This window comes from Secundilactobacillus silagincola (assembly GCF_002583405.1).
Taxonomy (GTDB): Bacteria; Bacillota; Bacilli; order Lactobacillales; family Lactobacillaceae; genus Secundilactobacillus; species Secundilactobacillus silagincola.
Genome location: NZ_BCMJ01000004.1, coordinates 40,661 through 64,988 on the forward strand (window position 1 = coordinate 40,661; position 24,328 = coordinate 64,988).

Sequence of the window (24,328 nt, forward strand, 5' to 3'; positions counted from 1 at the left end):
CGAAAATAGAATAGCAAATCCATAATTCCAACAAAAAAAGCGCTAGCAGCGCTTTTTTTTGATTGTTTTCGTGGGAGCCTCGAAACTACTTTAATTTTCTGAACATTATGATCACATTATCAAAATATGTTCATGTTTTAAATGAACTAGGCCAATTTTGACACTAATCAGCCATTCAATCGTCTTAAAAACTTTTTCGCATTCTCTGCGTCATGGGTTAACATCAGCCAACCAGTTCGTAGTCCATGTCTTTCTGATATTTTTTTGAAATTGTGAAGGCATTAATCAACAAAAGACGATTTCTGTTCATAAAATCTTCAAACATCTACCTTACTTTGACTACATTTATTTGAGATACTATCAATCAATAAGAGAGACCATCTGAAGGAGGTGCGTTGTGACACGCCGAATTTCTAGGAGACATACTGTTGCTGTCCTGATCATCATTTGTTTGTCGACGGTATTTGGCACATCACTTCTGACGCGAGGGCACGATCTTCAATCTGGAGAACTAATGCCGCGCACGCACCGAATGCTCAATAATCACGTCACTGTCCACTTTGTGACGCAACACGGACGACAACTCAAAACTTATTATTGGTCAACCAGCCATGCTTCTGGTCGTGGTGCTGACGTCACGGATATTTTTAACAGTGACATCATTGAAGCAGGCAGCGGTATCAACGATCACATTCCGTTGGACTACAAGTTTGATCAGACTGATCTCAGAAATATCAGGACTCTGAAAAACGTTCAATTAGGAGAATCAATGAAACTGATTGTCACCAAGCAAGATCCAGATGAACGGCCAACTGGGTTAAACCGGATCTACAAATGGCTCATTAACAGTTGACCAACACTTAAATTGTTCCCCAAATATATTAAAACGACCCACTAAGAGACGATACGCATGTGTATCATCTCTTAGTGGGTCATTTACTGTTAGTAAAATCTCCGTCGCGCCCAGCTAGCAACCAGTCCAACGACAATCAGCGCCGACAAGCCAGTAACGGTTGCTTGCCGTTCCCGAGGATTATCAGTCCGCCAAAACTTGATTTGGCTTTCCTGATTACCGACTTGAATCTGTGCGTTCATCTTCGTGACGATTGGTTCAGTCTTTTGAGCGGTAGCGGCACTGGTCGTGACCGGAAAACTCAGTCCCAACAAAAGCAAAGCAACAATCAACATTTTCATCAAACTCACCTCGCTAGTTATCCGTAATATCTAGCTTAGGTATACGCCCTCAATATATTGATTCCGTTTTGGTTGTGTAAAGATTACGTAAATACAAAAACCTGGTGACCAGTCCGAAGACTAGTCACCAGACTATTAAATTCTTTATGAATTGACTACCAGTATCCAAGCTCCATGCCTAACTTTGCCCGATCAATATCCCGATTGGACAAGGATGGTGCTTCGAGCCGTGTATCACTAGGATCCTTTGGCGCACTCCAGTCATACTTACCATTCACACTGCTGCTAAAGCCATCATCGCTAGTTTTGGCGTACATAATGTCCGTGAGGTATGGTGTGTGATCAATACCTAATGAATGACCTAATTCATGGACGATCACGCCTTCCCAGTATGCAGTTGCGGATGGTGCCGCTGCTTTTTGAGCCGCGATTAATTCATCATATAGGGTATGACCTTGAGTCAAGTAGGCATCCTTTTCAGCCGAATCATTAGGTGCGTTCTTATAGGCATCTGCCACGTTTTCATACTGGTTATACAGCGCTCGAATCTCCGGTGTATCAGCCACGCTGTCCATATAGGTCTTATCCTTAAGCGCGTTAGAGCTAATATAGAGATGTGAACCATCGTTCAGGCCATCCCACTGTTTGGAGGACTTAGTTGCCACCACTAAATCGTGCTTTTTAGAAGTTCCGCTGATAAATACTGAACGACCCAGCGCCTTGTTCCAGACACTCATAGCCTTTTGGGTATAAGTCTTCAGGGCTGGATCCGCGATGTAGACCCGTGCCTGATGGTTCTTAAAGGTCGTCAGTTGACCTGACATGTTAAACTCTTTTGTTAAATAAGCGCGATTAGCACTGTAAAAAGCTGATGGCTGGTTCAATATCGTCGATGAAGGATCCAGATCTGGACCGGAAGCCACTAACTTAGCCAACGCTGATTTAGACATCAGCGGTTTCATCAAATAGCCGTGCCAAACCCAGCCAGCCATTTTACTGTTCGACGAGGACTTAACATAGTAGTAAAGCCGGCTACTCTTGCCAACTTTGACCGTCTCTTGAGCCTTGGCATAAAAAACTGTGCTATGACCACTGGAAAGCTTGAAAGCCTTTTTCTTCATATCACTCTTATAAGCGTAGGCTTTCTTGGCTTTCGACTGGTCAATTTGGTACTTTTGCGTACTGATTGACTTTTTTGAGGTGATAGACACTTTTGTCTTCGCCTGTACGGTCGGTGTCGCTGCTACTGGTGCAGCAGCCAGCACACCCATAAATGACATGGCTGCAACAACCATAATACCAAGTTTTTTCATACCTAGAAGGCCCCCTTGAACAACGTATTACTTTTAAGCAATACTCCTCAATCTATCTAGGGTTATTCTACCATATTTAACAAGTCATTTTGTTTAAGATGCGCTACTTTACGTAAAATCAATTTTTAGTTCTTTGTTCATGGCAATGGCAATTTTTTCCAGCGTTTCAATGGTGATGTTGGTACCACCGTTTTCCCAGCGCGCGATTGACGATTGCGGTACCTTCATCAGTTCACCTAACTGACTTTGCGTGAGACCGGCCTCGGCCCGCAAAGCATGAATCTCAACGGCATACTTATAGCGAATGCTGCTCTGGTGAAATTTCTTAGCAAATGCCGGTTTGTCAAAAATGTTTTGGGTTGGTTTCAAAGATTTTTCCTCCTGTGAGTTGAGTGCTGAGTAACGATATCGACTGCAGAAAGTTGTCAGGTGTTTGTCCTGAACAAAGATTATTTTACCGGATATCACAAAAGATAAGAATCGAACAGGTGTTCTTGATTTTTAAAATTATCTATGATAACCTAAATATATTCGATTGATGAATGCCAATCGGAAACACTTGTGTCGTTCCTAATCATATCCCTAAGTGATTGCTATGACAGAGATTACGCCAAAAGCACCAGTGAACTGTCCCTTCACTGGTGCTTTTTTATGTTCTGAAAAGTGGCATATACCATTGGCTAAATTCGTACATAACATTTTTGAAATTAATTCAGAATTCCCGTTGCGTTTCATTTTTAAAATAAAGGTCAGTTCAGCCGCTGATTCCATGTCACGACAGCTATTATCGGTATACCAAAAGAGGAGTGATACAAATTGACATCGACAAAAATTTTAATGGCCTTTGGATTGAAATCAGCAAATAAGTCCTCTTTTGCTCGTTATGTGGATATGTTCTACAACTCACAAACGTGCTCAAACAAGCAGACAGCTGCATGTAAGGCCCCTTTCTCACAAACCCCAAGCCCATGGGTTTATGAGAAAGGGGCCTTACACTCCGCTATCTAAACGCTTGTTTTCACACTCTATTTATAGAAACGGCCGCTTAACCCCAGCAATATCTGACCGCTGACCATTACGGATCGGTTGGACCATCACGCGTGGTGGCCACGATTCAATCACCTTGTTACCGCCCAGATAAATCGCTACGTGCCAGATCACGTGCGTACCTGGTTGATAGTAGAAAATCAAATCACCGCGTTCACGGTGCTTATAAGCCACCCGTTTGAGCTTCTTGGATGCCCACAGGTTACGAGAATTCCATTCGTTGCCTGGATGAGCGTGGTTAATAGAACTGATAGGTGCTGGATTGATGCCGCCAGCATACAGTGCCTGCATAGCCAAACCAGAACAGTCCACGCCATAACTAGGACTAGATGAGGAACCCACTAAATAAGGGTTACCCTTATACTTGTAGGCTTGCTTGATCATGGCTTCCACGTGGGCTTTGCGGCTATCCTTAGTCGTCACCGTCAATGGTGCCACGTAGCTGTCAATGCTGGTCCATGACGACTTCGAAAAGCCCATCTTGACCCAAGTCGTCTCATCCACGTTCCCAGTTACCTTCAAGTGATGTTTACGCTGGAAATTCTTCACCTGATAATAAGTCGCGGTATTGTACTTATCGTAGCCGCCAAAGGTATGCATCTTCTTCATGATCTTCCAGGTTTTGATGCCTTCGTAGCCACGTTTGACCGTGTAGCCGACCTTGCCATACGGCTTGATCTGCTTGTCTTGTACCTGATAATAACCCTTAGGATTCTGGTAAGCCGATGCTTGAGTCGTCGTTCCTGCTATCCCCAAAGCAGCCCCTAAACTTAACGCAAAGATCCACTTCCACTTCATAAATAAGCCTCCCAATTGCTTAAATTAATAACTCAGCGCGCGATTAGCATCTAATTTCCGGTGCGATGTCATCGAGCTGTTTGTCATACTCGTTCGTTTATACGTCCACGGGTCATTATAATAGATCCGTGACTTAGAGTAACCCGTCACCGTCAGCGCATGATTACTGAAGCCGTCGAAGTTACCGACCCAGACCACCACCAAATGATTGCGGCGAACTTGTTTCTTAATGCTGGTCAGACTGTAGCCAGTCATATTCTTAGCCGTTCCCATGTGCGCTTTGACCACACCCATGAGACCGCCAGGATAAACGTACCAGCCGCTAGTTTTGTAAGGGCTGCCCACAAACCCCTTATTCGGGTCACTGCTTCGTGGCATTTCCTTCGCCAGACTGGTCTTCGTGACCTTGGCACCGCCAAACTGCAACATCATGGCCGTTGCCGTGATTTCGCAACCGGTCGGTAATTCTGGCCGCTGACCGATCAATGGCGCGTATAGCCTGTACGTAGACGTCACTGTGGCTTTTTGATTGATCCAGCCCGTCTTCGTATGGTTATAAGTAAACTTCAACCAGGTCGTACCGTTAGCAACCTCTTCACGAGTAATATGTATCGTTTTACCAGCAAAGTTTTTGCCGTAACTAATGGGTGTCACGTTCTTAGCCGATGTTTGGTAGCCACCGGTAGCATAAACACCGTAGTTCTGCGAAGTATTAGCCCCCATAGTGGTATAGTAACTCACCTTAGTCAGTTTGGTGACCGGCGTATAAGTCGCGGCACTTGCACTGCTAGTATTAGTGGCAACTGCACTGATTCCTATTGATAGGCCCAGCAGTAGCGCTGCAATTCCGTGTTTCAAATTCATATTCATAAAACTCCTCACTTGGATTTAATTGCAGTATACCATATTCTGGCCCTTATCAAGTTATCATCTCTGGCTCAATTTAACGAGATACAAAAATATCCATCCCCTCGGAATGGATATTTCATTTCTAATTTAATTTTTTAATCTTAACGGTAACTGTGCTGTAAACCCTTAATATCTGGTTTAGCTACTGATTGATCCCGGGCAGCGTAATACATCACGCTTTGCTTACCAACGTTATGTTCTAAACCTAAGGCATGACCAAGTTCATGTTCAGCAACGTTAGTCCGTTCCGTCTTAGAATAGTGATACCGATTAACAACATTGGTGAAAACGTATGACTTGGCACTAGCCATCACAGCCAAACCGTTTAAAGACTTGTTACTATAGTATGAAGAGTATGTAATGCCTACGGGTGAATCATACTTACCCATTGGTGAATTGCTGTTGGATAATGTGATATCCGCCTTACCCGAAGTAGCAACTAGCCTAACTACACCGCTACGGCTCCACTTTTTAACCGCTGACTTCCAAACGGATTTGTAATAACTTGATTTGCTGGCAATCCTATAGGTAATGGTTTTTGATTGCCAGCGCTTGGCAGCCGGTGTCAAACTTGCTTTACCAGTAGCTGTTCCGCCATCAGACTTCACAGCACTGGCTGCTTCCGCTGTTTTAACAGGCTCAGCACCATCAGCATCAGTAGCAATCTTAGTACTTGCATGACTCGGTGTAGCAAACCCTACACCCACAACGACAAAGAATATCAATAAAGTTCCTATCAAACGATTATTCATAATATACTGATTAGTCTCCTTAAATTTTAGTTTTAATAAATTCTAAAGTGTTTCGGCTATCAGCTTTTTCTTAGAAATTCTCCAAAAGTAGCACACGAAAAAGAATCGTGCTTGATACAAATAAAATCACTAAAAAGAAATGGTTATGAAAATCAACCGTCGTCCCCGTTCGTTGATTATTGACCCCCTCAACAATCAACTTAACAAGTGAAATATATCATTCATACTTACAAAATACAAGTGCAATTATGCTACGGAAAAGCCTAAAGAGCGGTATTGTGAAAATGTTATAACATATACTAATTATTATCAAATCCTAATTTGACGGGCTTCAAAAGGGTAGCTATTTCTTTTAAAATTTAAAAATATCAACAGTTTCATTTGCACATATTTTTTTAAAAAAGTTAGTCTTTTTTAAAGAACGTGACAAATATTGTCTATTTTTTAGACATATATAATTATGCGTCTCATTTAATGTTCACTCGTAAACTTCACATAATTACAAAAAAATATCCATTCCCCCCGGAATGGATATTTCATTTCTAATTTAATTTTTAATCTTAACGGTAACTGTGTACCAAGCCATTAACATCTGGCTTTGATACGGATTGATCTCTGGTAGCGTAATACATCACACTGTGCTTACCAACGTTATGTTCTAAGCCTAAAGCGTGGCCAAGTTCATGTTCAGCAACGTTCGTCCGTTCACCCTTTGAATAGTGGTAACGGTTGGCAACGTTAGTGAAAACGTATGATTTAGCACTAGCCATTACTGCCAAGCCATTCAAAGACTTGTTGTTATAATATGAAGAATAAGTGATCCCAACAGTTGAATCATTATTACCCATTGGTGAATTACTGTTTGACAAGGTAATATTTGCTTTACCAGAAGTTGCAACTAATTTAACCACACCGCTACGGTTCCAAACCTTAACGGCTGATTTCCAAACGGACTTGTAATAACTTGATCCGCTGGCGATTTTGTAGGTAATTGTCTTTGATTGCCAACGCTTAGCAGCTGGTGTCAAACTTGCTTTACCAGTAGCTGCGCCGCCATCGGCTTTTGCAGTGCCAAACGATGTTGCTGTTTTAACAGCTTCTGTAGCATCCGCGTCAGTGACCACCTTGGCACTGGCATGACTAGGTGTAGCAAAACTCAAACCTGCAACAACAGCGACAAAAGTCAACAATGTACCCATTAAACGATTATTCATATAAACTGAAAGTCTCCTTAAATTCTAAAGTGTCTCGACAATCAGCTTTTTCTAAGAAATTCTCCAAATATATAACACACGAGAGAGAGTCGTGTTGACGTTATAAATAAAATTGCTAAACCATGAAACATTGAAACTGTGAAAATTGAATCGTTGTTCCCATGTTGATTATTGACCCCCAACAACCAACGCAACAAAAAGTAACTATACACCCTATTTTGAGGAATACAACCGTTTTCCAAAATAAAATTAATTCATGAAAGCTTGTTTTCACGGCAATGTAATATTTGTCATTTAAATTCTAAACCCTGCTATATAAGGGTTATACATGGTTTGTGAAAATGTTACAACGTAATGTAAACAGTTTCAATTACATATGAAATGTTTAAAAGTAATAATCTTTTTTTGCATTTTTTAAAAAAAGTGCTTTATTATGGGACATATTGATTTACGTGTCCCATTAGCAACAGTAAAAAACGTCGCCTCATAGGACGACGTTTTAAGGCTAAATCATTCACTTATTAATTTTCAGCTCTGAATGTTGCTCGTATAGTGACAGTTCCACGAGCATCACTAGTGCTTGTTGCTGTATTAGGTGCACTGACGAAGTGGTAGTGAGTACCTGATTTATCTGTAAAGTCCAAGTAATTGGAGCCACCTTCCTCAAGCATCGTTTGAACGTCTTGAGAGGTAATCGTGTCACCCGCTTTAACATGGTGGGCAAAAGCGAATGTGGAAGCATGCAAATCCTCTTGATCAGTCTCATTCATCTCAATTGGTTTGTTGTTTTCGTCAACCGGGATAACTTGAATATCCTGAAGATTATTAATACCCTTGTTTGTCACACTGAAATAGTATTGAGAACCGTTCTTGGCTGCGGTAGCCATGTGCGAGTCCCTAAGTGAATCAACACCACCGTTACCAGCATCATAAGGGACATAACCAGAAGGAATACCATCAATAATGGTCTTCAAATTGGGATTTGTCGTGAGATTAGTCGTTGCCGCGCTGTTATCGAATGGAACCGTGCCTTTACCAACTACGGCACCAGTTTCACCATCAATGTACGTGATTTTAACTAAGTTGCCTTGTGATGCTCGTACAGCAGCGTAGTAGATCCACCCCGTCACTGACGGGTTCTGATCATCTCTGACTTGGTAATAAAGTGACCCTTCACGCACCTTGGTCTCTGCGCCAATAATCGTGAACGTATCAGTTGACTTGAAGCCGGTAATCTTAGCGGCCTTGTACTGGGTGTTCTTAGGCGCAGTCCAAAGGGTATTCTTAGACGGATCAACAATGGTGTAACCCGTTGTCTGACTGGGTAAGCTTCGTGTCCTCGTAGTTTGAGTTGCTTTAATACCACCGCCGAACTGAGTGGTATCTTTGCCACCATAGATCCAGCCACGGTAATGGCCGTCAAATGAAACAACCTTGTAGTATACCGAGCCACGGTTGGTCGAAACAATGGCATACGCACGGAAGTAGTCAGTTGACTTAGGCGTGATGGTTAACTTGCCCATGGTGGTCTTCGAAGCAATCACACGGGCACCCTTGATGGTACCTGGCTTAGAATACAACGCATTTTCACCAGTAGGCACCACGTTACGTGACTCTGGTGCAGTGGTGAAGTACGCGGGTTTAGTCACATAAGCATAGGACTTAGCGCTAGCAGTCGTTGCGACAAAACCAGATACGGCAAGGACTGAAGCAGCTGCTAAACCAACGTATAATGTTTTTTTAAAATTTAATTTCATTTTAAAATACTCCCTTTATTCTAACGATTTCGAATAAAAAACGCCGCTCAAATGGCGACGTTTTGAGATTCAATTCAGTTAGTGATTATTTAAGTAATTGATATACCGCACGTACGGTAACGGTATTACCAGCATCATTAGTAGTCGTCGCAGTATCTGCACCACTTACAAACTGATAAGTGCGATTAGTAGTATTATCTAGCACAGTGTCAAGATGTGCATCGTTAATGATATTTTGAACGTCACTACCAGTGATCGTGCTACCTGCTGATACTTGGAAGACAGCCTTGGCACCTGAAGCATCCAAAGCAGTTTGATCATTGGTTCTCAAATCGAGGGCATTACCGCTCTGATCAACAAGAACAACCTTGATAGCCTTGGTAGCATTAGTAGCTGCAGGCTTAACGTTAAAGGTAATCGTGTCGCCATTCTTAGCTACAGCCGCTGCGTCACGGTTATTGAATGAAGCTGAACCACCGTTGTCATTGCTATAAGGTACATAACCTGAAGGTACGCCGCTAAGAATGCTCTTCAAATTGTCCGTAGTCGTAGCGTTGGTGTAACTTGCATCCTTACCAAAGGCAACTGAACTAGTACCGACTTCTTTACCAGTAGTCTTGTCAACGTAGCTGACCTTAACTGAATTACCTTGTGGTGCTTTAAGGCCTGTGTAATAGATCCAGCCAGTAACTGAAGGCTTCTGGTCATCCTTTACTTGGTAGTAAAGTGAACCTTCACGAGCCTTAGTTTCCGCACCAGTTACCGTAAAGGTATCAGTGGCATCGAAGCCAGTGATCTTAGCAGCCTTGTACTGGGTGTTCTTAGGAGCAGTCCAGATGGTGTTCTTAGAAGCATCAGCAATGGTGTAGCCAGTAGTGGTACTTGGTATTGTAGCAGACTTAGTCGTGGTTGCAGGTGCAATCCCACCATCAAACTTGGTAGTAGATTTACCACCATAGACCCAGCCACGGTAATGACCGTCAAATGAAACAACCTTGTAGTAAACCGAACCGCGGTTAGTTGACACGATTGAGTATGCACGGAAGAAATCAGATGACTTCTTGGAGTTAGCTAAGTTACCCATAGTGGTCTTAGAAGCAATCACACGAGCACCCTTAATGGTACCTGGCTTAGTATACAAAGCATTGTCACCAGTAGGGACCACATTACGTGATTCTGGTGCAGTCTTGAAGTAGGCTGGCTTAGTAACATAAGCGTAAGACTTGGCACTAGCATTTTGTGCAGCAAAGCCAGAAGCGGCAAGAACTGACACAGCAGCTAAGCCAACGTACAGTGTTTTCTTCAAACTTGATTTCATTATCAAATACACTCCTTTATGTTAAACAATACCCTTCAGTTAATCCCCTTGATTAACTGCATTAATTTTAACACTTAATATCATAGATGAGAAGAAATTGAGAACTCTTAATCAATATGCAAGATTTACGTAAAATATGTAGTTAAATACCAGTGTAATTTTAATGATTTTTACAGTAAAATTCGACCAAAAACAAACAGACCCTCAACCTAGTCTATTGGTTGAGGGTCTTGTGTATATCTGTCTAATTAGGATTTACTTCTGATCCATAATCAACAGCTGCTTGTTACCAGTGATATAGCGTCCATTAGTAAGTTCGAACCGAGTTGCCCGCCCGTAGTTCACGATGCGTTTCACTTTCAGCTTAGTCCCCTTCTTGTAAGAACGCACTTTTTTATTCGAGGAAAGCTTCACGTCCTTGTAACTGTTGATACGGTTGTTCAGTACCCGCACTTGGCGGACCTTGTTGCTACGGAAGTGGCTGTCAGCTACATAAGTGGCACCTGCAGTGATATAACCACCATCAACCTTGTAACGCTTCTTACCGTTTTTGTCGTAAGCAATTCCACGTACCCGGAAGTTCGCTGCTTTAGCTCGACTTTGTTTCTTGTATGATTTAATCGGACTAGTCAATGAAACGTTTCGGTGCAGTCTCATGCCACGTTTAGCATAAACGGTGTGCGGGCGCTTTTCTTCTGGTTTGGGAGCAGGCTCTGGTTTAATTTCATTGCCGTTGTTACCCGATTCACCACTGTTTCCATTATCTGGGTTAGTGTCCGTTTCGCCGCCATTGCTTCCATCTTCAGGTAGGGTACCGCCACCACCAGGAGTACCACCGGACTCGCCGCCATCAGTGCTTTCCTCAAACGGATTAATGGTAAGTTCATATGAGTTAATATAGTAATTTCCCGGCAGTGAACCCTCATGATCCAGTTCCGTTTCTAAATTAACTGAATATTGTTCCGGATGATTGGCACCGGTGATTTTTTTATTCTCATTATCAGCCCGTAAACCAGCATCTTCACCATTAATAGTAATCGCCGATATCGTCTTAATTTGTTCGGCAGTTCCCTTTAAGAATGTTGGCTTCAGAGTGTCAAATCCAATTTCTCCATCTTTATTAGGCATTACTTCATGCGAGATATTTTGCTTTTCAAATGCTGATGAGCCAACATTTGCATCTTGATGCAATTTGATATTGATTAACGCGTTACTATGGAAAGCTTCTTCACCAATCTCAGTAGCTGCCGGTAAACTTAATGTCGTTATCTGGTTGCTTTTAAAAGCTCCTGCATCAATTTTAGTAGCCACTGGTAAACTTAATGTCGTTATCTGGTTTCTATTAAAAGCCTGTGTTCCAATTTCAGTAACCGCTGGTAAGTTTAGCGTTGTTATTTGATTATCTTCAAAGGCCTCGAACCCAATTTCAGTAATCGCCGGCAAATTTAGCATTGTTATTTGATTATTATAAAAGGCCCACCGACCGATAAATTTAATGTTGTCCGGTTTTGCAAAGGTCACATTACTAATACCATTCATTACGCCATCGTAAGTTCCCGTAAGAGATTCTAGATGATCTTTATCAAATACACCTGCGTAGTTATTAGAATCATCCGCGACGCCTGTTACCGTTACCCTACTTTCACCGTCACCAATTGTTTCAGGGACCACCAATTCTCCTCCAGCTAGTAATAATTCGGCTTTTTCAGCATTGGTGAAATCTGTAATCAGACCAGTATTTCGATCAATCGTAACATCATTTTCATCAATCGTAACTTGTTCTGCTCTGGGACTTTGTTCACTAGCTTTAGCCGTCACTGTTGTGTCTGGTTCTTGCTGTGTTACCGCCGACAAGGAGCCAACACCTGTCCCAAGTAACATACCAACTGCTAATGCGCTACTAAACAACTTGATTCTTTTCTTCATCATAAATCCTCCTGCGGGGGTCTGTGGTGAGCAACAACAATCTTCTGTAAGTTAAATATAACAAGAAACCTTAAAGAGGCACCAGCAATATACCATGACTTCACAAAGAGTTGCCAATTCGAACATAATCTGTTCACAACTAAAAAAGCCACTCAATAATAATGAATGGCTTTCTTCCATAATAGATAAATTAATATTTACACACTCAGTAACTTCTATTCATTACTAGCCGGAACACCCAATGACACCGGCAGATTACGTCGATCTAATAAACTAATCGTCAGCGGTTGATTCAATCGCTGAATCAGCTTCATCTCAGTTTGATAATTATCAGCCAAATATTGCTGCTTTGGCAGTGCCATCGCCCAAGCCTTAAAGTCATCATGTTCCAAGCTCGAACCCGTGACCAAGGTAATCGGTTCACCCTTCGTCTCTCCTAGCAAATGACGATACTGCTCGTTTTCAATGGCACCCATTAACAGACCATGTTGATCAAAACTGTTCTTCATCCACCACTCAGTAAAGTCAGCAATGGTATCAAACGTTTGAACCTGCATACCCACAGCGTTCAATAGTTCAACCTTGCTTAACTCATCTTGTTCATAGCGTACGTTCAAAATACCTAGCCCGCTCTGACTATAATACTCATCACGATTCTTAGTCCCATCATCGTTAAAGAACCGGTTAGCTATCAATTGGCCTTCCGTGCTCAGCGTGCTGCTTTCCGCCAAATGATCACCCTGATATGAGTCAACATTGGCGACGGCGTCACTGCCTTCAAAATAGTGTATCTTGAGCGTCCAGCCATTATCCAATACCATTGTTTGTTCTGTGTGGGCATCGTTCCACTCATCACTAACTGCGTTATCCGGTAACTGGTACTTAGCACCCGGCTTACCTTGATGTTGCAGGCTGTAGAGTGGGTTGTACACGGAAACAAAACCACCCTTAACCTGCAACTTAGTCGTCCATTGATTAATTTGACTGGTTAGGTTTAAATCAAATCGATTAGTGTACAAACCAAAGTGAGTAAGTCCATGCTCAGTAAGCACTTTTACAGCTGACTTCAACTGTGCAATTTGATCATCAGTCAATCCATCCACAGCTAAAATAATCTCGGAATCTTCATCCATCTCTAACTGTTTAACTGGTACTGGAACTCCTAGCCAATTATCAATTTCTTGGTTAGCCGTAGCAAGTTCCTTGTTTTTCTTGTCTAACTCGGCTTGTAACTTACCTAGCTCGTTTTGATTCTTAGTTAATTCTTGAGTCAGTGAATCAAGTTGCTTGGAACGTCCTTCATCATCAGAAGCAATCTTAAGTTGAACTTCTTCCAACTGGTTGTTAACCTCACTCAGTTCTTTTTGATCTGAGGTTAATTGGTCATGAATTGTTTGAAGTTGTTCCTTCAAATTCTTCTGTTTCTCGTCAACCGCCACAATAGCTGCAGCGTTCTTATCGCGTTCTGCCTTATTATTCTCAATATCATCACGATACTGATCAGCTAAGGTAACAATAACAGCAGGATCTTTTTCACTTTCAAATCTAGCGGAAATGTCTGTTTCAGCTTGGACCAACTGGTGTTGTTTATCATTAAGGTTGCTTAATTCTTTATTTAACTCTTCAATTTGAACCGTTAATTTATTAGTTAGATTTTGATTTTCTTCAACCCGTTGATTTAATGTGTTCTGTCGTTCAACTATTGGTGCCGACGCCTGTTGGCTGGCCTGCTCTAATTCAGCCTGAATCTGCTTGATGCTTTTTTCTGTCTCATCAATTTGTTCCTGTATGCTTGATACTTGTGGATTTAACTGATCAATATCGCCTTGAATAGCCTGCTGATTATCAAAAAGAACATCCTGTAAATTTTCCCTAATTACATTGTAGTCATGTACTGCTTTCGTCAAATTCTGCTTTGTAGTTAAAAGAGAGCCTTCTGCAAAATTATCGTTATTCTTTATTGTGCCGTTCGCTTGATTAGCTAACTGTTCCTGTTTTGGAAATGAACTACTAGCCGTTCCAGCGGTATCACCTGTAATCGACTGTTGGTTTGCATCTTCAATTTCGTCACTAGCTTTTCCTTTAAAAATGTCTCGAAACCCCATACTATTATCCTCCTTGACTGTCTCAATTGGATTTTTCTAAAGATTGGTAAATACATGCGCATCTTATCCCATCACACCAAGTTGATAAGGAAGATTCCGCTGATCCACAAAACCAACCTCAATGGGCTTATCAGCTGCCTTAGCTAGTAATACTTCAGATTCATAATTATCGGTTAGAAATTGAGAATGTTCAAAACCATTTAACCAATACAAAAGATTTATATTGGAAGCCATGTCATGATTAAGTAAAGTTAGTGCATCATTGTCAACTGTCTTTAGCAGTTTTCGATAACCATCATTATCTAAGAATCCTACGAAAACACCCTTTGATTCAAAATGATTCTGTAACCACCATGTAGTGAACTGTTCAGCATTCTCAAAAGTTGCCATTATTTGACCAGTTTGATTCAATAATTTAACCGCTACTACCTCGTTTTGATCATAAACAACATCTAAAACTTCAGTACCACTCTGTGTATAGTATTCATCGTGTTGTTGCGTACCATCTTCATTAAAAAGACTACGTTCGACTAGCTGTCCCTGTGGACTAATTATTCTAGTCTCAATCAATTTATCATTCTGGTAATAGTTAACATCAGCAATGTTTTGTCCTGCATCATAATAATGAATTTTTTGAATAGTACCGTCATCAAAAGTTAACGTTCGTTCAATGTGATCCTCGTCCCATTCATCACTAACTGCATCTGTTCGTAATTGGAACTTGGCCGCTAACTCACCCTGCTTCTGCAGGTTTAACAGCGGATTATAAACATTCACCTCAAGTTGGGAAATACTCAACGCTTCAATCCAAGAATTGAAGTTATCATTTACATTTAACGAAAACTGAGAAGTATACAGGCTAATTTTCTGCATACCTTTATCAATTAAAAAGCCAACAACTCTTTTTAACTCTGATAATCGATTGTCACCAATATCATCCATATCAATGAGGTATTCTTTTTGTCCATCAATGACCAGCGTGTTCACTGGATAATCGCTGCCAAGCCAATTATTAATTTCTTTCTGCACAGCGTCCAGTTCATCTTGAAATGGTGCCATTTTCTCTTTTAATTCTGCAATAATCTGCTCATTTGCAGCCATCTTAGATTCTGCTTCCCTTAGTTGATGGTTTTGATCATTATCTGCATCTTCAATTTCTTTTTTCTTCTGTTCAATTTTAGCTCGATTATCTTTCAGCTGTGCTTGCTTCGCCATTAAATCTTGACGAATTTGTTTTAATTCAGCCTTTGAATGGGTGTAAGTCTGATTAAGTTTCTCAATATTTTGATTAGTTTCCACCCGCTCACGCTCATTCTCTTCGATAGCCGTCCGTAGCTTGTCAACATGTGCAATAATCAGCGCTGGATCCTTCTCTTCTTTAAGCTGAGTGGCTAAATCCGCAGATTGTTTTTCTAAGCCTGATTGTTTTTGAGTTAAACTCTGAAGTTGCTGACCCATTGGCCGATTTTTTTCAACATGTTCTTTAGCTTCGTTCTGTAATCCAGCTATCTCCTGATTCAGTTGACTATTTTGTCGCTTAATAGACTGTGTTTCAGCATCAACTTGTTCTGACTGCTGAGATAACAAAGTATTTTTAATTTCCATGTTTTGGGTGATAACTTGCTGCACTTGGATCATCTGAGCTTGTATATCATCTATTTTTGTTTGAATAGCAATTTTGTTTCTAAATAAGCTCGCGGATAATTTTTGACGAGTCAGATTAAATTGTTTAGCTATGTCAGAAAGATTCTTTTTATACTTGTCAGCCCCACTATCTAGTTCAACTCCTGTGGGATTCTGAGGTTCAACTTTGTTCAAGTTATTTGTGTTATTTTTATAGTTTTTACTTGATTTAAATAAATCCTTAAATGCCATTAGCGCTCCCACTTTCGAACTTTAGAATTTCGGATAACTACATTATAGCATTTCAGAAAAAGTGTTATGTAATAAAAAAGGATTCGCTCTAAGAGCGAATCCTTTTCGTCTATTATCTATAAATTAACTAAGAAATTAGTTATTATTTGTAGATGATAGTTGATTGTCCACCGTAAGTTGCAGGTGAAACAGTGTCAAGAGTATAAGTTGTGTTGCCAACCTTGATAGTACCTAAGCCTTGAGCTACAAGAGCAGCCTTGATAGTATCGCTAGATACTGACAAGCCACCTTGACCATTCAATGCATTAGAAGCAGCAGTGAATTTAGCCATTGCACTAGTTGGGTCAGTAACATTGTTGAAGTTAAGTGATGAAGTTAAACCAGTAGTTGCATCTTTAGTAGCACCTACAAAGTTAACATTAGCATTTGCATTAGCCTTAACGTAATAAGTTACGCTTGAGCCTTTAGTTGCAACTGCAGCCTTAGCAGAATCACCAAATGAATCAGAACCATTGTTATTGCCGTTTACAAGTGAGTAACCTGCAGGAACAGCGCCCTTAACAGCTTGTAATGCAGCTGGAGTGTCAGCAGTAAGGTTCATAGTTTGGTTAGCTAAAGCAGCGTTGTCAGCCTTGAATGGAACTACGTATGAACCAACAGTCTTAGCAGTTGATTGTTCAACATAGTTAACAGTAACACCTTCTGAAGCTGGTACTTCAGAAGTCTTAGTTAAAGCGCTCTTTAAGATCCAACCACTGTATTGGCTGTTGGTTGCATCAGTAACGTAAACCCAAGTGTCGCCTTCGCGAGTACGAGTGGCTTGCTTGCTGACCTTCAATAAGTCTTTACCAATCTTAGTACCGTCAGTAGTTGTACGGCCAAGCTTGTATTGAGTCCAAGCTGGTGCAGTATAAGTAGTTGCAGTACCATCGTTAGCAGTACCTGGCTTAGCGATGTTGTAGTAACCATCAGTGTCAGATGTAGTTAATGATGCAGTAGTGTCAGTAGTAGTGGTGTATGACTTGATACCACCGTTAAATTGTTGTTGTACGGTACCACCGTAAACCCATCCACGGTATGCTTTGTCAAAAGTTACAACCTTGTAGTAAACTGAACCGCGGTTAGTAACAGCTTGTCCGTATACACGAACGTTGTCTTGACCCTTAGTTGAATCCTTGATCTTGTTAAGAGTAGTAGTTGAAGCAACTACCTTGGCACCCTTAACAGTACCTGGCTTAGTGTAAATAGCGTTGGTACCAGTGAAAGCAACGTTACGATCTGAAGCGGCAGCAGTTAATGCTGGGTTAGATGTAACAGTTGCGGCAGCTGAAGCGTTAGCAGTTGTTGCGCCAGCAACAGCAGCAAATGAAACTGCAGCTAAACCTAAATAAAGAGACTTCTTTAAACTAGATTGCATGTGAAATTCCTCCAAACATATATTTATGTAACTCATCAAGCATAAACAGTATACACAATATCCAGCGGAATGTTAAGTAAAATAATTACCACAACAACTTTTGAACACTGCATATCGAGTTCTTGACTCTATAAGAGAGTCTAACGCATCCCCCAAAGGTCTTCAAGAATAATGCCCAATTTGTAGCTTGCTTGTAATAATTTCACATATTTGAAAAATGAAAAATCACGATGAAAGCCTATACATGCTTACCTTTGATGATGCCTACCATATTATCGTGTCATAATCTGTAACATTAACATTACAAATTAAAACAGCGCTTTTCGCATAAAAGTTTATGCAGGAAAGCGCTGTTATCGTGTTTAAAATAATTATTTTTTTATTTTAAAAAAAGTTGAATTCAGTATTAATCTAAGAAATCATACGATGACTAGTAAACGTCCTAATTAATGTCCCCAACCTTAAACAGCTTAGTTGTATAAGTATAACCGGAGCCTAACCCATCGGCCGTAATATTAACCGTATAGGAATGATTTGCTTGGATCATGGCATCTTTTGGCTGATAGGAAATAGAGGTATTAAAGTCTCCATATCCACCATCCGTTACGAGCACACCCGAAACTGGCACGTTCTTTTTAGCCGTATTATCAGTGAGTGTAATCTTAGCTGATTTAGTGTCTAGTGATTGCGGCAATGACAGCGACCAGCGAGTACCTGATACCCATTCCCATGGAAAGACGGTTTTGTTTGGAAAGGCAACTGGTTGACTTGGCGTTGCGTCAGAATAGTCGTTCATGTCAAACACGCGGAGATCATTGTAATCCCCGGCTTGCCCGACACCGACTTCATTAATACCGCCTAGTAGCCACTCACGGTGACCAGGATCATCGTTACCACTATCGTTCAAGTAGCCGGTAACCGTATCGTAGGCACCGGTGTATCCTTCAGCCAAATTACTTTGGTTCGTGGCATCTACTCCTGCTTGCCAGTCAGAGTTAGAAACAAAGCTTGGTTTACTGAACCCGACTAATCCGTGTGACAGTCCTTGATCAGCAGCTGCTAACGTAGCAGCACCCATCTGTGCTGAAGAGTTCCACGCCGAATTAGCGGTTACTGACGGTAACCCGTAAAGGCCACGAGCAAGATTAATCGTACGTACAGTGTTGTTTACATAGCTATCACTGAGTTTCCCAGCAGCAAAATGACTCTTAGTCACTGGTTTTACGCTATACATATTTTTGGTACTGTTGCCAATACTTTTAGCTGTGGCTTTAAACTGATTGACCGTCGCAAGTTCAGTTGGTGAATAAATCTTAGATAGATCTTGTGCTGGCGCGGCTTTCTTCAAGTATCCGTGCCACACCCAACCTGTCTTATTGCCGACTTTGAACTTATAGTAAATCGATGACTTCCCGTTCTTAGTCACGTGAGCGGCATAGTAGCCCGTGACTTTAGTGCCGAATGATTTCAGTGTGCCCTTTTTATGGGTTAGTGAGGCCGTGGAATAAACCGTCGCACTTGATTTAGTCACCGTATAAGTTGCATTCTTAATGTTCTCATACGACCGCACCTTGGTCTTAGCACTAGCCTGTGTTGGTACTAAAGCTCCCCCAGCGAAGATACCAAAGCTAAGCCCGATTACTGTCAGTTTTCTTAAGTATTTGTGTTTCATGACACTTCCCCTTCCTAAATCAAACGGCTTCCCTTCTAGCAACGTGACACATAAGTACCCCTTTATAATAGCATTCACCTGCGTGAAATTTAATCACTTTTTTCTCATTACTTCTATATTAATTGTCCTGCATGCGTCAACAACGTTCCCAATCGTTTCATGCCGTCATCAATCTCAGCTGGTGTCAGCCCCGTGAAGTTCAGGCGCATGCCATTAGTGTGATTCTTATACGCATAGAAGTTCTTAGATGGCACGTAGGCAATATGCTGGTTAGGCGTTGCTTCATTATATAGGAGATCCGTGGTGTTGATGGCGTCATTAACCGTGACCCAGGTGAAGAAGCCGCCTTCTGGTTTGGTTGCAGATACACCTTCTGGCAGGTACTTCTGGCACGCGGCAATCATGGCCTGCATCCGTACCACGTACTCTTGATTGAGCTTTGCGATATGGTCATCCAGACTGTTATTAGCTAGGAAGTGATTGATCGCCTGTGCGGTGATGTTCGGCACTTCCAAATCAGCGGCTTCCTTCAACTTATAAAGTTGTTGGATAATCGCCTTGTCTGCTACTAGCCAGCCAGTCCGCAACGTTGGCATCAGCACCTTGGAAAAACTTGATAGGAAGATCACTCTGCCCTCGGTGTCAAAGTGTTTAATACTTGGCAATGATTTGCCGGTATAGCGCAGTTCACGGTATGGCGTGTCCTCCAATACGATAAAATGATACTTGTTGGCTAATTCAACTACTTTTTGACGTTTTTCTAAGGACATGGTGACACCGCCTGGGTTGTGGAAGTCAGAAACGGTGTAGAGAAACTTGATCTCTGGGTGCTGTTTCAAGGTTGCTTCCAACTGATCAGTGTTCAATCCGTCGTTCTCTAATTCGACTTCATAATAGGTAGGTTCGTACATATCAAACGATGACAGGGCGCCCACATAGGTTGGTGCTTCGACCACCATGGCGTCACCCTTGTTCAGCAACGCTTTAGCCACCAGATCGATTCCCTGCTGACCGCCAGCCGTTAACATGACGTTTTCAGCGGTGACATTTTCAATCTGCATCTTGTCCATGGCACGTTGGGCTAAGCGTTCACGCAATTCCACGGGACCATCTACTGTGTGGTATTGAAAGGTGTGGTTGCCCTCTGCTGCCATGGCATCCAAGTAGGCCTGCTGCATGGCATGAGCAGGAAATAAACTTTCCGCTGGCGCCCCAGCAGTAAACTTGATGGCATCTTCATAGTCCATCACCGGGAACAGTCCGGCTAATCGTGACGGTACCTCTGGCTGAACACGGGTTGCAAACAGGTTATTATCCATAATGTATACCTCACCTTTCATCTCATGACACGGTGTATTTTACTAATTTGCCTATATGGTATACTCTTTGTTAGTATTCGTATAGTTCAAGTTGCTCATATTTAGGTGAAAGTCCTTCACCTGTGCTGTTAATGTATGAGCAAGCTTTAATTGGTTGATAATGTTATCTAATGGAGGTACGATTCATGATTCCTTTTGCTTACCAAGTCTTTAGTACCGTGATTCAGGAAGGTACCTTTCAAAAAGCTGCTTTAAAGCTGAACGTGACGCCCAGCGCGATCAGCCATTCGATTACCCAACTGGAAAATGAACTGGGCTTTCCTATCTTCATCCGTTCCCGTTCTGGTGCAGAACTGACTGCCAACGGTAGAACGATATTACCCATTATCCAAGAGATTCTGAACAGTCAGGCGCGGCTGGAACAAGAAGCCGCTGACATCAACGGGTTGAATTCCGGTTCAATTCGCATCGGTGCGTTCTCATCCGTCTGCATTAACTGGTTGCCGCCCATTATTCAGTCATTTAAGAAACAATATCCAAATATCGACATTTCAGTGAGTCAATCAGGCTTTAATGAAATCGTACAGAACGTTAAAAACGGAACGCTGGATCTGGGATTTGCTGTGATGCCGGTTAGTGAGAACTTAATTGTAGATGATCTGGTCAAAGATGAGATCTACTGTGTGGCGCCAAAAGGCTTCGTTCCGAAAAATAAAAAGTCCGTTACCAACGAAGATCTGGAAGACCGCGACTTCATCCTGCAATCCGGTGATTACGACCGTGATACTAAAGCGGCACTGGACTACTACGGTATTCAGCCAAACCTGATTCACTTCTCCATTGATGACCAGTCTATCGTTGCCATGGTGGAAGCCGGACTGGGATTGGGAATTCTGCCGGAACTAGCGTTGCAGAAAATCATTGGAGATGTGGCCGTGTATCCGTTTGAGCATCCTTTCTACCGGTCAATTGGGCTGGCAACGTCGGCGGTGCAAGCGAAGGCACCTTCTACGCAGAAGATGATTGAGACGATTAAGGCGTTTGTGGGGAAGAAGTATCCGGAAGCGCTGTTGGTACGGAGTTAGTGTGGCGTTGATGTTATCTAGTGGAAACGTGCTCAGTAGCTCTGAGCCCTGCCATGTAACTGAAAAGAGTGAGTTTCCCCAAGTTCAGGAAACCCACTCTTTTCAGTTACACTCTGGGCTCAACCCGAGCTACTTCACACTCTTAATTTTTCCCACCGCTATCGGCAACGTCACATGCTTATCATACTTCTCATTCAGATTACCACCCACTGTGTCAGGCAGCTTCACCGCATCCGGTACACCATGGATGTAAATGACCCGCTTATCTAAATCCAGATCGTCCGTGCCAAAAACTTTCTTAAATTGTGCTTTTAAATCAGCTAACGGTACGTGTTTGACATATTTAAAGTGACCCTGATCATCAGAAACTGGATAAGTGTCGTTCGCAATATCCATCTGATGCGGTTCGGCGTCAAACGGCACCATCGTCGTACCAGAAACAGCTTCTGTCTCTGGCAAATCGACCACGCCATCATGATTCACATCCTGTGCCATGGTGGCTGGCTGCGCATCTTTGCCATCCGTGAAACCATGAAAATGTTCCCAATGCTGCATATTCTTTGGCGTATCGAACATCTCAACTTCAATGTGCAACGCATCGTCACTCACAGTGAATTCAGCGGTACCGTGTGGCTTGGTCCCAATGATTGCTTCATTCAGCGGTTTAATTTCCGCTACATACTTTTGAACCATCGTTAACTCCTCCAATAATCAAATTTAAAAATTTAAAGTACTTATCCTACTCCAGCGCGTTTAGGATATAGGATGCCGCTCTTATTTTCAATTGATTAAGCTTAGAGAATTAATGGCTATATTTAAAAGCCTAGAGGCAAGACTCGTCTCTAGGCTTTTGGCTTACCCGGTTTGTTTTGGCAACTTTGCCTAAACGTGTTCAGGAGAGCAGAGACTTGCATCTAAGTCACTTCTGGCGGAACCCACGTCAAAATACGACGTGCTTTCCGCCAGAAGCGCCTTAGACTCCAGTCTCTAATCGCTCTCCTTCACACTCTAATCATCCAGCGCATCCACAATATCCTGCTTATCCAGCACCATGCCAATCGTATTCTGGAACATGTCATAATCCTTCATACTGACGATGACATAACGGCCGATACCCTCTTCCGTGATGAAGACAGGCTGAAAATCATACACATGCGCTAATAACTGCTTAGGCTGTTTCAACGCACTCATTGGCCGAATCAACGTTTCTTTTGGTGCAATCAGGTGCTTAAAGCGGTCTAGTTCCACGTTAATGAAGGTTGGCATTTCATCTGCGTCACCCTCAGGTAATGTTTCTTCCGGCTCAGGTAAATCTTCGTGATCCATCACCCGTTCCATCAGCAGTGTCCCAATCATTTCCCGTCCTCGAGTCAGAACGTCATAGATGGATTTGCCACCTACTGTATGATCAACTACTGGCATGTACATCTGGTAAGGCAGTTCTTCTCGTTCATCATGGCGAATTAAGCCAGAATAAGTGAGATACATTGGTGCAAGTGAATCTGCTGTATTAAAAAAGTCCATCGTGTTACCCCGTTTTCGTTTAATCGTTACAAGGATAACTATGCGATGGACTTTGATTTAGTTAATCTGAATTTGAACCAGCTGGCATCGTTCCAACCACGACGCACGATATACGTGTAATGTGAATTGGAATTAAACCGACCAGAATTAAGTACCCAAGGGTAATTGGTTGAATAATGACCTAGCTTATAATGCGCGCCACGATGAATTTTATAGGTTTTGACTGATCGACTTTTATACATTGGATTAACAATCTTGATTTTCTGAACTTTGACCGTTTTTCTGATTGTCACCCAATGATTATGCACCCAATAATCTGCCAAGGCATGCGCTGTCGTTTGGTGAAAGGACAATCCCGTACCAAGTGAAACAACAGCAATCAACAACGTTGCAATCTTTTTCTGATTCATTGTGTATCCCCTCTATCTAATATATCTATCACTCAGTGTAGCACTTACCCATTAAAAAAGGCCCTCCCCTTAAATGGATAAGAGAAAAGGTCTCTTAGTTGGGTAACAACCTCAGCACCACCAAAGTGGCCTGAAGTTCGCACAATCCAAAAGTGTGTCATCGTTTTGATGGCTACACGATCTATCCCACACAGCGAAAACGGTTTTAACCGTTGGCAAGACATGCTACCTATATCCCCTTAAAGAAGGAAAATATACCCATAACGTTGGTACTGTCTATCGCCGACTGCACAGGTGTCTGCTTTTCGATTCTGCGCCCAGTGCTTGATGTATATATTGTTGGGGATTGTAACTCAGTCCGAACTATCTTTTATGGGTAAAATAGTTTAGATCATATTAATTTAATGATGGTCTAACGACTCATCGTTAAAACCTTCTTTATTGTAGACTGAAAATCAGATTAAAGCTATCAAAGTCACTTAATTTGTGAAATTAATTTTAACGTTACCTATTTTGGCTGAAATATGTAAGCATACAAAGACTGCCCAGCACCGTCAAATAGTGACGTGGTGCTGGGCAGTCTTAACCTGTTCTACAACTCACTAACGAATCGACCAGATACTCAGTGCAATCATGATCAATTCCGTATTTTTCAGGTGCAGCGCCGCGTAAAAGACAAGCGCTGCGAGTATC

Annotated in this window: 21 protein-coding genes; 2 read left to right on the forward strand and 19 right to left on the reverse strand. The window is 42.0% G+C overall.

Annotated elements, in window-relative coordinates; all coding sequences use genetic code 11:
- Positions 1-397: 397 nt before the first annotated feature.
- Positions 398-853, forward strand: coding sequence for a hypothetical protein (locus tag CES82_RS05865; RefSeq protein ID WP_143466291.1), 456 nt, complete (start codon positions 398-400; stop codon positions 851-853).
- A gap of 89 nt (positions 854-942) precedes the next feature.
- Here CES82_RS05865 and CES82_RS05870 read toward each other — a convergent pair whose 3' ends face one another.
- The 16 genes from CES82_RS05870 to CES82_RS05940 all read right to left on the reverse strand — a co-directional run bounded on the left by CES82_RS05870 (position 943) and on the right by CES82_RS05940 (position 20,616).
- Positions 943-1,194, reverse strand: a complete 252-nt coding sequence (locus CES82_RS05870; protein ID WP_098824434.1) for a hypothetical protein — start codon at positions 1,192-1,194, stop codon at positions 943-945.
- 155 nt (positions 1,195-1,349) lie between these two features.
- Entirely contained in the window at positions 1,350-2,507 is a 1,158-nt protein-coding gene (locus tag CES82_RS05875; RefSeq protein ID WP_098824436.1) for a matrixin family metalloprotease, read from the reverse strand.
- A gap of 108 nt (positions 2,508-2,615) precedes the next feature.
- Positions 2,616-2,876, reverse strand: coding sequence for a helix-turn-helix domain-containing protein (locus CES82_RS05880; protein WP_098824438.1), 261 nt, complete (start codon positions 2,874-2,876; stop codon positions 2,616-2,618).
- Between the two features lie 213 nt (positions 2,877-3,089).
- Complete coding sequence (locus tag CES82_RS12360; protein ID WP_143466292.1) at positions 3,090-3,278, reverse strand: hypothetical protein; 189 nt, start codon at positions 3,276-3,278, stop codon at positions 3,090-3,092.
- Positions 3,279-3,536: 258 nt separating this feature from the next.
- Complete coding sequence (locus tag CES82_RS05885) at positions 3,537-4,352, reverse strand: C40 family peptidase (RefSeq protein WP_098824440.1); 816 nt, start codon at positions 4,350-4,352, stop codon at positions 3,537-3,539.
- Positions 4,353-4,376: 24 nt separating this feature from the next.
- Positions 4,377-5,216 (reverse strand): C39 family peptidase, encoded by an 840-nt coding sequence (locus CES82_RS05890; protein ID WP_098824442.1) that lies wholly within the window; start codon positions 5,214-5,216, stop codon positions 4,377-4,379.
- Positions 5,217-5,362: 146 nt separating this feature from the next.
- Positions 5,363-6,013, reverse strand: a complete 651-nt coding sequence (locus tag CES82_RS05895) for a matrixin family metalloprotease (protein WP_098824444.1) — start codon at positions 6,011-6,013, stop codon at positions 5,363-5,365.
- A gap of 560 nt (positions 6,014-6,573) precedes the next feature.
- Positions 6,574-7,227: a matrixin family metalloprotease gene (locus CES82_RS05900; protein ID WP_098824446.1), complete on the reverse strand. Its 654-nt coding sequence runs from the start codon at positions 7,225-7,227 to the stop codon at positions 6,574-6,576.
- A gap of 521 nt (positions 7,228-7,748) precedes the next feature.
- The gene (locus CES82_RS12810; RefSeq protein WP_098824448.1) at positions 7,749-8,984 is read right to left on the reverse strand and encodes an S-layer protein; all 1,236 of its coding nucleotides are present in this window, start codon (positions 8,982-8,984) and stop codon (positions 7,749-7,751) included.
- A gap of 85 nt (positions 8,985-9,069) precedes the next feature.
- Complete coding sequence (locus tag CES82_RS05910; RefSeq protein WP_098824450.1) at positions 9,070-10,302, reverse strand: S-layer protein; 1,233 nt, start codon at positions 10,300-10,302, stop codon at positions 9,070-9,072.
- A gap of 255 nt (positions 10,303-10,557) precedes the next feature.
- Positions 10,558-12,228, reverse strand: coding sequence for a leucine-rich repeat domain-containing protein (locus CES82_RS05915; RefSeq protein WP_180245678.1), 1,671 nt, complete (start codon positions 12,226-12,228; stop codon positions 10,558-10,560).
- A gap of 215 nt (positions 12,229-12,443) precedes the next feature.
- The gene (locus CES82_RS05920) at positions 12,444-14,333 is read right to left on the reverse strand and encodes a coiled-coil domain-containing protein (RefSeq protein WP_098824454.1); all 1,890 of its coding nucleotides are present in this window, start codon (positions 14,331-14,333) and stop codon (positions 12,444-12,446) included.
- Between the two features lie 63 nt (positions 14,334-14,396).
- Positions 14,397-16,208 carry a coiled-coil domain-containing protein gene (locus CES82_RS05925; protein ID WP_098824455.1) on the reverse strand — a complete coding sequence of 604 codons (1,812 nt, stop codon included), beginning with the start codon at positions 16,206-16,208 and terminating at the stop codon, positions 14,397-14,399.
- Between the two features lie 142 nt (positions 16,209-16,350).
- Positions 16,351-17,625 (reverse strand): hypothetical protein, encoded by a 1,275-nt coding sequence (locus CES82_RS05930; protein WP_098824457.1) that lies wholly within the window; start codon positions 17,623-17,625, stop codon positions 16,351-16,353.
- A gap of 442 nt (positions 17,626-18,067) precedes the next feature.
- On the reverse strand, positions 18,068-19,297 hold the full coding sequence (locus CES82_RS05935; RefSeq protein WP_098824459.1) for a CAP domain-containing protein: 1,230 nt from the start codon (positions 19,295-19,297) through the stop codon (positions 18,068-18,070).
- Positions 19,298-19,410: 113 nt separating this feature from the next.
- Entirely contained in the window at positions 19,411-20,616 is a 1,206-nt protein-coding gene (locus tag CES82_RS05940; RefSeq protein WP_098824460.1) for an aminotransferase-like domain-containing protein, read from the reverse strand.
- A 185-nt stretch (positions 20,617-20,801) separates the two neighbouring features.
- Between CES82_RS05940 and CES82_RS05945 the strand changes: the two genes are divergently transcribed.
- A complete protein-coding gene (locus tag CES82_RS05945; protein WP_098824462.1) occupies positions 20,802-21,701 on the forward strand; it encodes a LysR family transcriptional regulator in 900 nt (299 codons plus the stop codon).
- 129 nt (positions 21,702-21,830) lie between these two features.
- Here CES82_RS05945 and CES82_RS05950 read toward each other — a convergent pair whose 3' ends face one another.
- The 3 genes from CES82_RS05950 to CES82_RS05960 form a co-directional block, all read right to left on the reverse strand.
- A complete protein-coding gene (locus tag CES82_RS05950) occupies positions 21,831-22,394 on the reverse strand; it encodes a hypothetical protein (RefSeq protein WP_098824464.1) in 564 nt (187 codons plus the stop codon).
- A gap of 315 nt (positions 22,395-22,709) precedes the next feature.
- The gene (locus CES82_RS05955) at positions 22,710-23,225 is read right to left on the reverse strand and encodes a type II toxin-antitoxin system Phd/YefM family antitoxin (protein ID WP_098824466.1); all 516 of its coding nucleotides are present in this window, start codon (positions 23,223-23,225) and stop codon (positions 22,710-22,712) included.
- A 38-nt stretch (positions 23,226-23,263) separates the two neighbouring features.
- Positions 23,264-23,635: a hypothetical protein gene (locus tag CES82_RS05960; protein ID WP_098824467.1), complete on the reverse strand. Its 372-nt coding sequence runs from the start codon at positions 23,633-23,635 to the stop codon at positions 23,264-23,266.
- Positions 23,636-24,328 lie beyond the last annotated feature (693 nt).